General features: G+C 60.0%; 17 protein-coding genes. 12 read left to right on the top strand and 5 right to left on the bottom strand.

Going from position 1 to position 14585, the window contains the following annotated elements:
- The first annotated feature begins 4 nt into the window (after positions 1-4).
- Together I5192_RS12290 and I5192_RS12285 are read left to right on the top strand one after the other, a co-directional pair.
- Entirely contained in the window at positions 5-283 is a 279-nt protein-coding gene (locus I5192_RS12290; RefSeq protein ID WP_170425150.1) for a hypothetical protein, read from the top strand.
- Between the two features lie 81 nt (positions 284-364).
- Entirely contained in the window at positions 365-778 is a 414-nt protein-coding gene (locus I5192_RS12285) for a universal stress protein (protein ID WP_223116944.1), read from the top strand.
- On the opposite strand, the gene I5192_RS12280 is transcribed toward I5192_RS12285, so the two are convergent.
- Positions 775-1107 (bottom strand): helix-turn-helix transcriptional regulator, encoded by a 333-nt coding sequence (locus I5192_RS12280; RefSeq protein WP_170392649.1) that lies wholly within the window; start codon positions 1105-1107, stop codon positions 775-777. The two genes, I5192_RS12285 and I5192_RS12280, sit on opposite strands and share 4 nt — an antisense overlap.
- A gap of 231 nt (positions 1108-1338) precedes the next feature.
- On the opposite strand from I5192_RS12280, the gene I5192_RS12275 reads away from it, so the two are divergent.
- From I5192_RS12275 to I5192_RS12255, 5 genes are all read left to right on the top strand, one after another.
- Complete coding sequence (locus I5192_RS12275) at positions 1339-1671, top strand: AtpZ/AtpI family protein (protein ID WP_170392648.1); 333 nt, start codon at positions 1339-1341, stop codon at positions 1669-1671.
- 2 nt (positions 1672-1673) lie between these two features.
- Positions 1674-2432 carry a F0F1 ATP synthase subunit A gene (locus tag I5192_RS12270; protein ID WP_170392647.1) on the top strand — a complete coding sequence of 253 codons (759 nt, stop codon included), beginning with the start codon at positions 1674-1676 and terminating at the stop codon, positions 2430-2432.
- A gap of 48 nt (positions 2433-2480) precedes the next feature.
- On the top strand, positions 2481-2705 hold the full coding sequence (locus I5192_RS12265) for a F0F1 ATP synthase subunit C (RefSeq protein WP_005981269.1): 225 nt from the start codon (positions 2481-2483) through the stop codon (positions 2703-2705).
- An 86-nt stretch (positions 2706-2791) separates the two neighbouring features.
- Complete coding sequence (locus I5192_RS12260) at positions 2792-3343, top strand: F0F1 ATP synthase subunit B' (protein WP_170513389.1); 552 nt, start codon at positions 2792-2794, stop codon at positions 3341-3343.
- 5 nt (positions 3344-3348) lie between these two features.
- Entirely contained in the window at positions 3349-3909 is a 561-nt protein-coding gene (locus I5192_RS12255) for a F0F1 ATP synthase subunit B (RefSeq protein ID WP_170597442.1), read from the top strand.
- 81 nt (positions 3910-3990) lie between these two features.
- Here I5192_RS12255 and I5192_RS12250 read toward each other — a convergent pair whose 3' ends face one another.
- On the bottom strand, positions 3991-4761 hold the full coding sequence (locus tag I5192_RS12250) for a FadR/GntR family transcriptional regulator (protein WP_170392644.1): 771 nt from the start codon (positions 4759-4761) through the stop codon (positions 3991-3993).
- Between the two features lie 151 nt (positions 4762-4912).
- Here I5192_RS12250 and I5192_RS12245 point away from each other — a divergent pair, with 151 nt between their 5' ends.
- From I5192_RS12245 to I5192_RS12225, 5 genes are all read left to right on the top strand, one after another.
- Positions 4913-6106, top strand: coding sequence for a PLP-dependent aminotransferase family protein (locus tag I5192_RS12245; protein WP_223116943.1), 1194 nt, complete (start codon positions 4913-4915; stop codon positions 6104-6106).
- Positions 6107-6151: 45 nt separating this feature from the next.
- Entirely contained in the window at positions 6152-6547 is a 396-nt protein-coding gene (locus I5192_RS12240; RefSeq protein WP_170392642.1) for a hypothetical protein, read from the top strand.
- Between the two features lie 141 nt (positions 6548-6688).
- The gene (locus I5192_RS12235) at positions 6689-10144 is read left to right on the top strand and encodes a chromosome segregation SMC family protein (protein WP_170402353.1); all 3456 of its coding nucleotides are present in this window, start codon (positions 6689-6691) and stop codon (positions 10142-10144) included.
- Positions 10145-10198: 54 nt separating this feature from the next.
- Entirely contained in the window at positions 10199-10552 is a 354-nt protein-coding gene (locus I5192_RS12230) for a hypothetical protein (protein WP_223116942.1), read from the top strand.
- Positions 10553-10677: 125 nt separating this feature from the next.
- On the top strand, positions 10678-11475 hold the full coding sequence (locus I5192_RS12225) for a class II glutamine amidotransferase (RefSeq protein WP_170392639.1): 798 nt from the start codon (positions 10678-10680) through the stop codon (positions 11473-11475).
- Between the two features lie 10 nt (positions 11476-11485).
- Here I5192_RS12225 and I5192_RS12220 read toward each other — a convergent pair whose 3' ends face one another.
- From I5192_RS12220 to cobD, 3 genes are read right to left on the bottom strand one after another with little or no spacing between them, the layout of a single operon-like run.
- Entirely contained in the window at positions 11486-12649 is a 1164-nt protein-coding gene (locus I5192_RS12220; RefSeq protein ID WP_223116941.1) for a lytic murein transglycosylase, read from the bottom strand.
- A 12-nt stretch (positions 12650-12661) separates the two neighbouring features.
- Positions 12662-13582 carry an adenosylcobinamide-phosphate synthase CbiB gene (cbiB, locus tag I5192_RS12215; protein WP_223116940.1) on the bottom strand — a complete coding sequence of 307 codons (921 nt, stop codon included), beginning with the start codon at positions 13580-13582 and terminating at the stop codon, positions 12662-12664.
- The gene (gene cobD / locus I5192_RS12210) at positions 13579-14544 is read right to left on the bottom strand and encodes a threonine-phosphate decarboxylase CobD (protein WP_223118300.1); all 966 of its coding nucleotides are present in this window, start codon (positions 14542-14544) and stop codon (positions 13579-13581) included. The genes cbiB and cobD overlap by 4 nt, the downstream gene beginning before the upstream one ends.
- Between the last annotated feature and the right edge of the window lie 41 nt (positions 14545-14585).

Below are 14585 nucleotides of genomic sequence, written 5' to 3'. Positions count from 1 at the left end.
GGCCATGAAAACAATGTCACTTATTCCCGCATTGCTGGCGCTGTCCGCCTGTGCCCCCGGTGGCGCGAAAGACGCTGCAGAGGCGGACCTGCAAGCCAGCTGCGAAGCTCTGGTGGGCGCCGAAACCGGCACAGGGCCTGATGGTGTCAAAGCGATGTCGACCCAGTCCAGCCCGACAGGCTCAGTCACCAGTGTATTCGTGGCAGGGGCCGAGGCTCCGTGGCTCTGTCGTGCCGACCCAACGGGGGTTGTGACCGGGGTGGAATATAGCCGCGAGGGCTGAGCCTGCCGTTTGGATCGTCCCGACGGGTCAGACTGGCGAACCGCCCGGGTCGACATATCTCAGGATCAGGAGGACGCCAATATGTTCAAACACATCATGGTCCCGGTCGACCTACACTTGCCGCCCGAGGTCAAGAAAGCCACCGAGGTTGCGGCGCAATTGGCCAAATGGCAGGGCGCCAAAGTGACCATCGTCAGCGTCACCGGCCCGCAGCCTGGGGATAGCCACCTGACAACAGACGCGATCAAACAAGAATTGCTGACCTGTGCCAGTGAAATTGTGATGCAATGCGGCACAAGTGTGGACACACGCAACATTCACTCGGTTGATGTCGCGGTCGAGATCGACAAGGACCTGACCCACGCAGCAGAGGAAATGGGGGCCGATCTGATTGTTGTGGGAACCCACGCACCCCGGATCACAGACTATATCCTGTCCAGCCACGCGGGATATCTGGCCAAACACGCCAGCATGTCGGTCTTAGTTGTGCGTTAGGCCTCATCCGGGGGCAGTTCAACTTCAAGAAACCGCTCGAACGCATCCAGATTGACCGGTTCGAACTGTCCGAACCCCTGCATCCAAACCGAGGCCGCACGAAGCGCGTCGGGTTCAAGTTTGCACCACTTCACCCGTCCGCGTTTTTCCTGAGAAATCAGACCTGCTTTGGTCAGGATCACCAGATGCTTTGAAATCGCGGCCAGCGACATTTCGAACGGTTCGGCCACGTCGGTGACGGCCATGTCATCTTCCAGCAGCATCGCTAAGATGGCACGGCGGGTGGGATCGGCGAGGGCTGCGAAGACAGTGTCGAGGTCGTTGGACATGGTTCCGCTGAACCATAGCCTGTGAGTTTGGTCAACCATTTGGTTGAATATGCGGATTCAGGCTTATCCGCCCGGTCAGCGAACTATACGCCATCGGCAGGTTTCACGCGGTCTGTGATTTTATTATGAAAATCTTATACTTAGCGACGTTCATGCTGCGGCTTCATTGCCGTTGACTCTGCGCCTTCAGCCCCTTAGCACCCTACCCAAGACTGTGCGAGGGAAACGCCCGTGACCGAAGATGACCAAAAGCAGCGTATGGCGCAGCTGGAGGCCAAGATCGAAGCGGCGAAAAAGGCCAAAGCGCCGAAACCTCGTGCGGATGCTGACGTATCCGGAGGCGAGCTTGCCTGGAGGATGGTCATCGAAATGGTTTCCGGTCTGGGGATCGGATTTGGCATCGGATACGGGCTGGACAGCCTGCTCGGGACGATCCCGATCTTTCTGGTGCTGTTCACATTGCTGGGCCTTGTCGCGGGCGTGAAGGTTATGCTCCGCAGCGCGAAAGAGGTTCAAGAGAAACAAGCGGCCGCAAGCGCGACCGAGAAGGACGAGAGGGACTGAACGTGGCAACCGAGACCACCGCAGAAAAAGGCAGCAGCCTGGCTTTCCATCCAATGGACCAGTTTATCGTCAAGCCGTTGTTCGGCGACGGTGCGATTGCCTGGTACACGCCCACAAACGTGACCCTGTGGTTGTTCCTGGCGATTGCGGCGATCTTTGCCCTGCTGGTTCTCAGCACGTCCAAGCGCGCCATTGTTCCGACGCGGATGCAGTCGGTGGCCGAGCTGGCCTATGGTTTCATCTACAAGATGCTGGAAGACATCTGCGGCAAGGAAGGCGTCAAGTACTTCCCCTATGTCATGACCCTGTTCATGTTCATCGTCTGCGCGAACTTCCTGGGCATGTTGCCCATGTCCTTCACCACCACATCGCATTTCGCCGTGACCATCCCGCTGGCGCTGGCCGTGTTCCTGACCGTGACCGTTTTGGGTTTCGTCAAGAACGGCGCTGCGTTCCTGGGCTTGTTCTGGGTCTCCAGCGCGCCGCTGGCGCTGCGCCCTGTTCTGGCGATTATCGAGCTGATCTCGTACTTCGTACGCCCGGTCAGCCACTCCATTCGTCTTGCCGGTAACGTCATGGCAGGCCACGCGGTTATCAAGGTGTTCGCAGGCTTTGCCGCGATTGCCGTGATCTCGCCCGTGTCGGTTCTGGCGATCACCGCAATGTATGGCCTTGAGGTCCTCGTGTCCTTCATTCAGGCCTACGTCTTCACCATTCTGACCTGTGTGTATCTGAAAGATGCGCTGCATCCGTCGCACTAAGGTCCGAACCCCCAACATCGAAACTTCCAAATCGTAAGGAGAATTCTCATGGAAGGCGATCTCGCACACATCGGCGCAGGCCTGGCAGCAATCGGTTCCGGCGCAGCCGCAATCGGGGTGGGCAACGTTGCAGGCAACTTCCTGGCCGGCGCCCTGCGCAACCCTTCGGCGGCTGCTTCGCAGACCGCAACCCTGTTCATCGGTATCGCGTTCGCAGAAGCGCTGGGCATCTTCGCATTCCTGGTCTCGCTGCTGCTGATGTTCGCCGTATAATCTGCGGAACCTGATCCTTACGCGCAGGTGGGCCCAAGCCATAGCGGCCCATCTGTTGTAAAGACAACGTTCCGACGGAGGACATCATGGCGACTGAACCCATTGCTGAAGAAGTAGTAGGCACATGCGTTGATTCCAGCGGCTACGCCGTCGGGATGCCGCAGCTCTGCTTCGATTGGTTCCCCAACCAGATTTTCTGGCTGGTCATCACGCTGGTCGTCATCTTTCTGGTCCTGTCCCGCGTGGCTCTGCCCCGCATCGCGGCAATCCTGGCTGAACGCCAGGGGACCATTACAAATGACCTGGCTGCGGCCGAAGATCTGAAGGCCAAAGCGGTCGAGGCCGAAGAGGCCTATAACAAAGCGCTGGCCGATGCCCGTTCTGAGGCTCAGCGTATCGCAGCGGAAGCCCGCGCCGAAATCCAGGCCGGTCTGGATGACGCGATTGCCAAGGCGGATGCGGAAATCGCTGCAAAGGCGACTGAATCGGAAAAGGCAATTGCCGAAATCCGTGCAGGTGCGCTGGAAAGCATTCAAGTGGTTGCCAAGGATACGGCGGCTGAACTGGTCACAGCACTGGGCGGCGAGGCGGATGCCAAAGCCATCAACAGTGCAGTAGATGCGCAGACGAAAGGATAAGTGACATGCGGAACACTCTTGCCCTTACCCTGACCGTTGGTGCCGCCAGCCCCGCGCTGGCCGCAAGCGGCCCGTTCTTCTCGCTTGCCAACACTGACTTTGTCGTCACTCTGGGCTTCATCGTCTTTATCGCGGTCCTGTTCTACTTCAAGGTCCCCGGTATGATCGGTGGTGCGCTGGACAATCGCGCCGAAGGTATTCAAGCCGAGCTGGACGAAGCCCGCGCCCTGCATGAAGAAGCACGCAGCCTGTTGGCCTCGTACGAGCGCAAGCAGCGCGAAGTTCAGGGTCAGGCCGAAGCTATCGTTGCCGCGGCCAAGGAAGACGCGGTTCTGGCAGCTGAACAGGCTAAGGTCGATCTGGAAAAATCCATCGCGCGCCGTCTCGCGGCAGCGCAGGATCAAATCGCATCCGCCGAGGCATCTGCCGTCAAGGAAGTCCGCGATCAGGCCATCACCGTAGCGGTTTCGGCAGCCAACGCCGTGCTGGCCAAACAGATGACCGCAACGCAGGCGAACAAGCTGATCGATGCATCCATCGCGGATGTGGGTGAAAAGCTACACTGATCGCCTGGATCATATGATTTGAAAAACCCGAGGGCTTCAGGCTCTCGGGTTTTTTCTTTTCGTGGCTTCCAGTTTGAAGGATCAGACCTCTCCAGTCTCGTGCTTCAAACGCTGTTGCGCGATCTCTTCATTGCGCAGGGCCTTCTGCTGATCGGCCATGCAGCTTTTGACAAAGTTCAGATGATCTTCGACCGCCTTCCGTGCCCCTTTCGGGTCGCGGTCCTGCAGGGCTGTGTTGATGGCTCGGTGCTGGTCCAGAATTGCGTCGCGGGTGGTGCGTTGCTGGAACATGATCTGTCGGTTGTAGAATACGCCCTGCCGCAGCAGATCGAACATCGACCGCATCATATGCAGCATCACCACGTTATGACTGGCCTCGATGATCGCCATATGGAACTGGGCGTCCAGATGCGCCTCTTCTTCGGCTGCATTGCGGGCGTGGGCGTCTTCCATCTTGTCCAGTATGGTCTGCACCACCTTCAGATCGCTGCCCGAGCCCATGCGGGCGGCACGCTCAGCCGCTAGACCCTCCATGTCACGCCGGAATGAGAGATAGTCGAACACTGCCTCGTCGTGATTGCCGAACAACCGGATCAAAGCTGGCGCGAAGGCCGAGCCCAGAACCTCGGCCACATAGATGCCCGATCCGGCCTTGGCAGTCAGCAATCCCTGCTCCTGGAGGTCCGAGATTGCCTCGCGCAGCGACGGGCGCGACACGCCCATCCGCTCGGCCAGCTCCCGTTCTGAGGGCAGGCGTTCTCCGGGGCGCAGAATGCCGCGCAGGATCAGCAGTTCGATCTGGCGCACAACAGCCAGTGACAGTTTTTCGGTTTGAACTTTTTGAAAAGGCATCTGGCTACCACTTGGAATTGGTCAAGTCACTTGACCACGTTTGTAAGGGGCGTTCAAGTCGCTCACAGAGGTTGAAACATTAGGTCAGAATTATTGACATAAGAGGCGCATTGCCTAATCTGCGACCCAAGGGCGGAGGAGGCCCCCTACGATGGATCAGCTCTACGCCACCCGAACCGCTCGGATGAAGGCTTCCGAAATCCGCGAATTGCTGAAACTGCTGGGCGAGCCCGGTATCATTTCCTTCGCAGGCGGTATTCCCGACCCCGCTTTGTTTCCAGCAGAGGCTTTCGCCGAAGCGTTTCAAAATGCGCTTAGCCCAGATCAACAGGCGCAGGCGCTGCAATACTCGGTCAGCGAGGGCTATGCCCCGCTGCGTGAATGGCTGGCCGACCATATGCGTGGGATCGGCGTTACGTGCGGCATCGACAACATCCTGATCACCTCAGGCTCGCAGCAAGCGCTGGATTACTTGGGTAAGTTGTTCTTGTCACCGGGTGATACTGCGTTGGTTGGGTGGCCCACATATCTGGGCGCGCTCAATGCGTTTGACGCTTATGAGCCGCGCTTTGACCAGCTTAGCATCAATGGCAATCGTGGGGCTGCCGAATACCAGGCCGCCGCCGGCAACAGCCCGATCAAATTCGCTTATCTCTCCGCCGATTTTGCAAATCCGACTGGTGAGACGGTCGATCTGCGGGGCAGGGAGGCGCTGCTCGATCTGGCAGATGAATTGGATTGCGCAGTGATCGAGGACGGAGCCTATCAGGCGCTGCGCTATGACGGCGATCCGATCCCTCCGATCCTCGCGTTAGAACAGGCGCGCAAGGGATCGATCGAGAACTGCCGGACGATCTATTGCGGCAGCTTCTCGAAAACTCTTTCACCGGGGTTGCGGCTGGGTTGGGTGGTTGCAGCAAAACCGGTGATCTCGCAACTGGTGCTGCTGAAACAGGCGGCTGATCTGCATTCTTCTACGATCAACCAGATGGCGGTGTACCAGGTGGCACGGGATCGCTTCGACACTCATGTCCCCATGCTGCGCCAGACCTATGCCGCGCGCCGCGATGCGATGCTTGAGGCGCTCAAAGAGCACATGCCCAATGGCGTCGACTGGACCCGACCCGAGGGCGGCATGTTCATTTGGGTCATTCTGCCCAAGGGAATGAACGGCGCCGACCTGCTGGCGAGGGCGCTGGAAACGGTCAAGCTGGCCTTTGTCCCTGGTCAGGCTTTCTATCCCGACGACACCGGGTCCAATACCATTCGACTGAGTTTTTCCAACTCGGATGAGAACACGATCCGCGAGGGTATACGCCGGTTAGGAGAAGTGTTGCGCGCCTGAACCGGGGAAAGGTTTCATTAACCATATTGTCGCTAATAAAGCAGCATGATCCGCGTGCTCGCTTTCCTGTGCCTCGCCGCCTGCTCGGGTGGTACACCCTATTTTCGCGACTTGCCCGCAACGCGCGTCGCGGTGAATGGCAGTATCTTCGACGTCCGCGTCCGCAATGAACTGGCCGAGGCCGTCCGCGTGAACCCGCAATACGCGCCGCGTCTGGGTCCGATCCGTGACCGGGCCGCGCTGGCCATGGCTCAGGTCTCGGGTTGCCCGCTTCTGGACGTTCTTGGCGATGCGGCCGTCACTGTGGGCGTGCTGGGCTGCGACCAGGAACTGGGGGAAAAACTGATTTTCGGCGCACTCCTTCGCCGTCCCTATGAATGCGTTGATTACGGATATTACGAAGACTACGGATATCAGGTCTTTGAATGCTCGCCTTACTGAGATACGCGGGACTCCGCGTAGTTTTGCCAAGATGTTGTGGATAACTTGGTCCAATCTCCCATATCCTGCGCAATCACGTTGACACCTCCCCCATCCGTTGCGCAGACTTCTTACCCATAGGAATCATACCAAGAGCAGCCATTGCGCTTTAGCAAACTCAAACTGACCGGCTTCAAAAGCTTCGTGGACCCGACCGATCTGATCATCGCGGACGGGCTGACCGGAGTGGTTGGTCCGAATGGCTGCGGCAAGTCCAATCTGCTGGAAGCGTTGCGCTGGGTGATGGGTGAAAACCGTCCCAAATCCATGCGCGGTGGCGCGATGGAGGATGTGATCTTTGCGGGCGCTGCCACTCGGCCTGCGCGCAACTTTGCCGAGGTGGTCCTGACGATGGACAACTCGGAACGTTTGGCGCCATCCGGCTTCAACGACAGCGACCAGTTGGAAATTGTCCGCCGCATCACCCGCGATGTGGGCAGTGCCTACAAGACAAACGGCAAGGACGTGCGCGCCCGCGACGTTCAAATGCTGTTCGCGGACGCATCGACCGGTGCGCATTCGCCTGCGCTGGTGGGGCAAAACCGCATTGCCGAACTGATCAACGCCAAACCCCGCGCACGACGTCGCATTCTGGAAGAGGCCGCCGGCATCTCCGGGCTTTATCAACGCCGCCACGAGGCAGAACTGAAACTGAAAGGCACCGAGGCCAACCTGACCCGCGTGGATGACGTTTTGGAACAGTTGGGCGGGCAGTTGGCGCAACTCGCCCGTCAGGCCCGTCAGGCAGCGCGTTATCGTGAGATCGGCGAGCTGTTGCGTCAGGCCGAAGGGATGCTGCTCTATCGCCGTTGGAAAGAGGCCGACATGGCCCGTCAGGCGGCCGAGGAAAAGCTACGCGACCGGATCACCGAGGCCTCTCGCGCCGAGGCATCCGCCCGTGAATCCGCCGCCAAACGCGCCGAGATCGAGGAAACCCTGCCGCCCTTGCGTGAGGAAGAGGCCATCGCTGCCGCCGTCCTGCAGCGCCAGCAGGTGCAGCGCGATCAGCTGTCGGATCAGGAAACCCGCGCACGCCAGACGATTGAGACTCTGACCAACCGTATCCAGCAATTGGGCAACGACATCGAACGCGAATCCGGTCTGAACCGGGACGCGGGTGAGATGATCGAACGGCTCGAATGGGAGGCCCGCGAGCTTGCCAAAGCCGCCGATGGCTATGACGAAAAGGTCGCTGAAGCTGCAGAAGTTGCGCGCGAGGCCGCGTCAGTGCTGCAGGATCGCGAAGATCACCTGTCGCAGGAAACCGAAGACATGGCCCGTCTGGTGGCCCGCCACCAATCGGCGCAACGACTGGTTGAAGACAGCCGCAAGACACTGGCTCGTTCCGAGGGCGAGGAAGAAAAGGCCCGCGCCGCCGTGGACGAGGCGCGCAATGCCCTTTCCCGCGCCAGCGAGGCGTTCGAGACCGCGCAGGAGGGTGAGGAAGAAGCCCGCGAAGCTGCTGAGGCAGCGGAAGAAGCACTGGCCGCCGCCGACGAGTTGCGCAACGATACACAGGCGCGTGAGGCCGAGGCCCGCGCCAAACGCTCCGAGGCCGAGGGTGAACTGGGCGCGATAAGGGCCGAGACCACCGCGCTGGCCAAGCTGGTCGAACGCGACACGGCTGAGGGTGGGCAAGTGCTCGACATGCTGCGGGTGGCAACGGGCTTTGAAAAGGCATTGGGGGCTGCGCTGGCGGATGACCTGCGTGCACCATTGGTCGAGGGCGACGGACCTTCAGGTTGGGTGCAGGTAGCGGGCTATGACAGCGACCAGCCCTTGCCCGACGGGGCCGAGCCGCTGGCGTTGCATGTGTCCGGCCCCGACCGCCTAAGTCGCCGTATTGCGCAGATCGGTCTGGTCGATGCGGATCAGGGCGCGCGCCTGCAGGCGTCGTTGAAACCGGGTCAACGCTTGGTCTCACGCTCGGGAGATTTGTGGCGCTGGGACGGATTCCGCGCCTGGGCCGAGGATGCACCAAGCGCTGCCGCCCTGCGTTTGGAACAGCTCAACAAGCTTGAGGCGCTGAAACAGGAACTGACACGCACCGAGGCGCAGGCCGACGGCGCGCGCGCCGCGCATGAAGCGCTGTCGCAGCAACTGGCCGACGTCACCGAAGCCGACCGCCGCGCCCGCGAGGCCCGCCGTGCCGCGGATCAGCGCATGGCGGAAACCGCGCGGATGCTCAGCCGGGCTGAGGCGGATCGAAATCTGGCGCAGGGCAAGCTGGAAACACTGACCCTCGCGGTCGACCGTCACAAGGAAGACGCCATGTCCGCCCGCGCACAACTGCGTGAGGCTGAAGGCGCGTTGACTGGCCTGGGCGATCTCGACAGCGCCCGCGCGCAGGTCGAGGACATCAAGCAGACGGTCGAGGCGGCGCGGATCACCATGCTGACCCACCGCTCGACGCATGATGAATTGCGCCGCGAGGGCGAGGCGCGCACCCGGCGCACGCAGGAGGTGACTAAGGACCTCAGCGGTTGGCGGCATCGTCTGGAAACGGCGGAAAAGCGGATATCGGAACTGGCCGAACGCAAGGAAAGCTCGGAAGAAGAACTGACCGAGGCGATGGCGGCCCCCAGCGAAATCGCCGAGGCACGGGAAGAACTGAACGAGCTGATCGAAACCGCTGAGGCTCGGCGCGCCGAAGCCGCCGACAAGTTGGCCGAGGCCGAGACCCAGCAGCGCGAGGTGGTTCTTGCCGAGCGCGAAGCCGAACGTCTGGCCTCGGAGGCGCGCGAAAGCCGCGCGGCGGCTGAGGCGCGTTGCGACGCCGCCAAGGAAAGCGTAGTCGCCGCAGCAGAACGCATTGCCGAGGATCAGCAACTGACGCCTAACCAGCTGCTGAACCAACTGGACGTGAACCCTGATCAGATGCCCGCCGCCGACGCACTTGAAGCCGAAGTGAACCGCCACAAGCGTCAGCGCGACGCCATGGGCGCAGTGAACCTACGGGCTGAAGAGGACAGCAAAGAAGTCCAGGAAGAATTCGACACGCTGAACGGCGAAAAGGCCGATCTGGAAGAGGCGATCAAGGCCCTGCGCAGCGGCATCGCCAGCCTCAACCGCGAAGGACGCGAGCGTCTGTTGACCGCGTTCGAACAGGTGAATTCCAACTTCGCCATGCTGTTCAAGCATCTGTTTGGTGGCGGCGAGGCCAATCTGGTCATGGTCGAAAGCGACGATCCGCTGGATGCGGGCCTTGAGATCATGTGCCAGCCGCCGGGCAAAAAGCTCTCGACTCTCAGCCTGCTGTCGGGCGGCGAACAGACGCTGACCGCGACCGCGCTGATCTTTGGCGTGTTCCTTGCCAATCCCGCGCCGATCTGTGTGCTTGATGAGGTCGACGCGCCGCTGGACGATGCCAACGTCACCCGCTTCTGCGACTTGCTGGACGAGATGTGCCGCCAGACCGATACGCGTTTCCTGATCATCACCCACCACGCGGTGACCATGGCGCGGATGGATCGGCTGTTCGGTGTGACGATGCAGGAACAGGGTGTCAGCCAACTGGTTTCGGTCGATCTGAAAAAGGCCGAGCAGATGGTCGCTTGATCGATCACTGCAACGTTATGAGCCATCACCCGTGTATGAGGGTAGGCTAGCATCATGATCCGATATTTCATCCTCGCATTGCTCGCGGCCAACCCCCTCTGGGCTGCCGAATGGCCCACGAAACCCGGTGACGTCCCCTTGACGCCAGAAGAATTGGAGGCTTTGGCCGGCCGCACTCTCACTTTCTACGACGACGGCCAGTCCAAATACTCGGCTGGAGGGGCCTATTCTTATACCTATGCCAGCGGAGAATCCGCCTTTGGCACCTATTCCATCGCCGGGGACGGCAGTGTTTGCATAGCGTATCGCAATGGGCTCAGCCGATGCGACCTATATGTCCGCAGTGGTGAGCGGTTGATCCTGATCGACGAGAAAGGCGATCGCTACCCGGTCAGAGCGAGTAATTGATCTGTTTTTCCCGATCAATTGGTAAATTTGATAGAGGCTCTGAATAAAAACGGAAGAAAACGGGATAATCATCGTCAAATCAAGTTGTAGAATGCCCTGGATCGAAAAACTGATGGGGATGCCAAATGTGCCGTTTTTTGGCTTGGGTTGGGGAGCAGCGATATCTGGATGAATTGATTCAGGAGCAAGAGCAATCGCTTGTCATTCAAAGCCGCAACGCGTTGATTGGGAAGACACCAATCAATGCCGATGGGTTTGGACTGGCCTGGTATTCTGATCGCGAAACGCCCTGTTTCTACAAGGACACTCATCCCGCATGGTCCGATGCAAATCTCAAACAACTGGCTCATCACACACGATCACGACTGTTTTTGGCCCATGTAAGAGCGTCGACAGGCACTGCGACCTCGCGCAACAACTGTCACCCATTTGGATTTGGCAAATGGAGCTTCATGCACAATGGCCAGGCTGGAGGGCATGACCAAATCCGGCAGCAGCTCGATGCTATGATCCCGGCACATTTATACGGGCACCGAATGGGTGCGACAGAAAGTGAAGCGATCTTTTTGATTGCTCATGGCGAAGGTCTGGATTCAAATCCGATCGAGGCAATGGCACGGGCCGTGGGGCGGGTGGAAGCGCTGTCCCGACAATGCGGATCGTCGCCTTATATGCGGTTTGCTGCGTGCTGGTCAGACGGCAAGCGTGTATTTGCGGCGCGCTATGCGTCTGATCGTTATGCACCCAGTCTGCATTACCGAACCTCAGAAGACGGGATAGTGATATCGTCCGAACCGCTTGATGCAGACAGTGACGGCTGGGTTGAAATACAGCCCAATACCGCCATCGTCACAGAAGGCTCGCTGGTATCTATCCATGCGTTTGATCCGTCAGTGAAACGTGAACCTGCAAAGGTTGCCTAGGCGCTGACCCTTATAGCTGCTTCAGCAGCTGTGTCGTTGGCCACGCATCCGCTGGCAAACCCAGACGCAATTGTTCAGCCTGCACAGCCGCACGCGTTCCGGCCCCAAGGATGCCGTCGATCTTGCCCACGTCGTGCCCACGCGCCTGCAGTTTGCTCTGCAACTGCTTCATCTGCGCGCCCGTCAGCCCCGGCGCAGAATTACCTGCATCGTAAATCTGCGCGCCTTCCAGCCGTGTGCCGAAATAGGCGGCGGTCAGGACGTAAACGAAGCTCTGGTTCCATTCGAAATAGACGTCGAAATTCGGGTAAGCCAGAAAGGCGGGGCCCTTGTGCCCTTGTGGCAGGATCAGCGAGGCAGGCAGATTTGCCAACGACCCACTGCGCGCCTGCACGCCCATCGCCTGCCATTCGGACACTGAGCGGGGCTTGCCGGGGCCAGAGAGAGACCAGTCCATCTGCGCGGGCACGGTGACCTCTTGCAACCATGGCTGACCCGGTTGCCAACCCAGATGCGACAGCATCTTGGCCCCGGACATCAGTGCATCTGGCGCCGAGGTTTTTAGTGAAACCTTGCCGTCTCCGTCCCCATCAACGCCGTTTTCCAGAATGTCGCGGGGCAGCATCTGGACCATGCCGATTTCACCGGCCCAAGCCCCGGTGGTGCGGGCGGGGTCAAAATTGCCCTGGCTGTACAGCTCGATCGCGGCGAAAATCTGCGGGCGGAACAACTCGGGGCGGCGGCAGTCGTGGGCCAGCGTCACCAGCGCGTTGCGAGTGTTGAAATCGCCCTGAAAGGACCCGTAGTCGGTCTCGAACGCCCAAAATGCCAGTAGCACACCGCGCGAAATGCCGTATTCCTGCTCAATCCGGTCAAATATCGCGTCGTATTTGCCAGACATGGCCTTGCCCCGGTCGATCCGGTTCTGTGAAATCAGGCGCCGCGAGAAGTCGATGAATGGTTTCTGGAATACGCCCTGCGCGCGGTCGGCTTTCAGAACGGCTCCGTCCTGCTGCACGCCCTTGAAAAAGCTGTTGACGGTGGATTTGTCGTAACCCTGCTGAATGGCTTCGGCTTTCAGCCCTTTGACGAAGGTATTGAACCCGCCGCCGCATTGGGCGAGTGCAGGCGAGGCGAAGAGGGCGGCGGCAATAAGGCCGGAAAGGAAACGCATAAGGCTGATCCGTCAGAATATGAAGTTGAACCCAACCCACACCGACACGAGCCCAAGCGCAAGCCCCCATACCTGCCAGAGCATGTCTGATGCGCGAAAAACCTCCGCAGCGTCTATATTCTGCCGCGCATTCCCGTTCACCCAAGCAAGATCCCGCATCTGCCCGTCATAGCTGCGCGGTCCGGCCAGTGCGATATCAAGCGCACGTGCCATCGCGGCCTCGGGCCAGCCTGCGTTAGGTGAGATATGGCGGCGTGCATCCTCAACCATCTCTCGCCAGCGCGACCATTGGCTGGACAGCGCCACGATCATTACAAAGGTCAGGCGTGCCGGGACAAGGTTCAGTAAATCATCCAGCCGCGCCGCTGCCCAGCCGAAGGCGCGGTATTTGTCGTTGCGATAACCGATCATACTGTCGGCGGTGTTGACGACCTTGTAAACCAGCAGCCCCGGCAGACCTGCGACCAGAAACCAGAAGGCAGGGGCAATCACCCCGTCGCTCAGGTTTTCGGCGGCACTTTCGATGGCGGACCGCGCCACCTGCGCCTCGGTCATGTCCCGCGTATCGCGCGAGACAATCATGGCGACTTGCGCGCGCCCTTCGGCAAGCGAGGTCAACAGGCCTTCACCTACTGCGCGAACATGGGTGATCAGGGATTTCTGGGCCAGAAGGATGGCGCAGACCACGATCTCGACGATCGGACCAAGCAGCTCCAGCAACCGGCCAAGGATGAGTGCCACCGCAACCAGGATGAGCACCGTCGCAACCCCTTTGAGGCGGCGATACGCCCCATGGTTCAGCCGGTTGTCCAGCCAGCCAATCGCGTTGCCCATCAGTACGGCAGGGTGGCGAATCCGCGACCACAGCCAATCCGGCTCACCCAATGCTGCGTCCAGACACATAGCGCAGACCAATAGGAACGCGGTGCTCACAGCGCTGCTTCCAACCGGGCCCAACCATCTGCTGGCGGTAATCCAAGGCGCAGGTAGGTCCGGGAATAGGGGAAAATACGGCTCCAGATATGCGCCCGCGCCAATCGGTCTTGCCAGGCGGTCGCGTCATCAACGTCGTAGAGGCGGAACAGGCTGGTGCCGCCAATCAGCCGCGCACCTTTGGCCGCTACAAGCTGATCCAACCGTGTTGATTCATTTGCCAGACGCATGCGCGTTTCATCAGCCCATTTTACATCGTGCAACGCTTGCGCGCCGATCCGCAGTGCCGGGCCGGATACGGCCCATGGTCCCGTCAGGTCATTCAACCGTGCAATAAGATCGGGATGGCCGATTGCAAAACCCAGTCGCAACCCGGCCAACCCCCAAAATTTGCCAAAGCTCTTCAGCACCACGATGCCGGGCCGCTGGGCCAGATGAATCAGCGAGGCTTCGGGCGTTACGTCGCAGAAGCTTTCATCGATCACCGTCAGCGGCGCGTCGACATCCGCGTCCTGCCAGATGCGCCCATCGGGATTGTTGGGGTGTACGATGACACGTGCCTGAGCCGGGCCGCTCTCGTGCACCGTCCACCCCTGAGCGGTGAATGCAGCGGCATGTTCGTTATAAGTGGGCATCGTGATCTGCACGCGACCGGCTTTGGTCAGCGCGGGCACGCGGGCAATCACCGCAGAGGCACCAGGCGATGGCAGAATCTCGGCCCCATCAGGCACGTTCCAAAACACCCGCGCCGCGTCCGAGAGGCGTTCGAACGCGCCATGATCCGGCAGTTCCATCCAGTCCGGAGGCTGCAGGCCCGAGACCTCATAAGCATGCGGATTGATCCCCGTGGACAGATCGATCCAGTCTGCGCGCGTGCCCCCAAACCGCGTCATCGCGCCATCCAGCCCTCCGCCATGATCGCGCGCAGCCCGAGGGTTCAATCTGTCATCCTGTCCAACCATCTGCCCCAGCCGGAATCGCCTATTTCTCATGCTTCAAGCGG

The organism is Ruegeria sp. SCSIO 43209, from assembly GCF_019904295.1.
Classification (GTDB): Bacteria; Pseudomonadota; Alphaproteobacteria; order Rhodobacterales; family Rhodobacteraceae; genus Ruegeria.
Note: the sequence above shows the minus strand (reverse complement) of the source record. Positions and strands in the feature narration are given on the sequence as shown.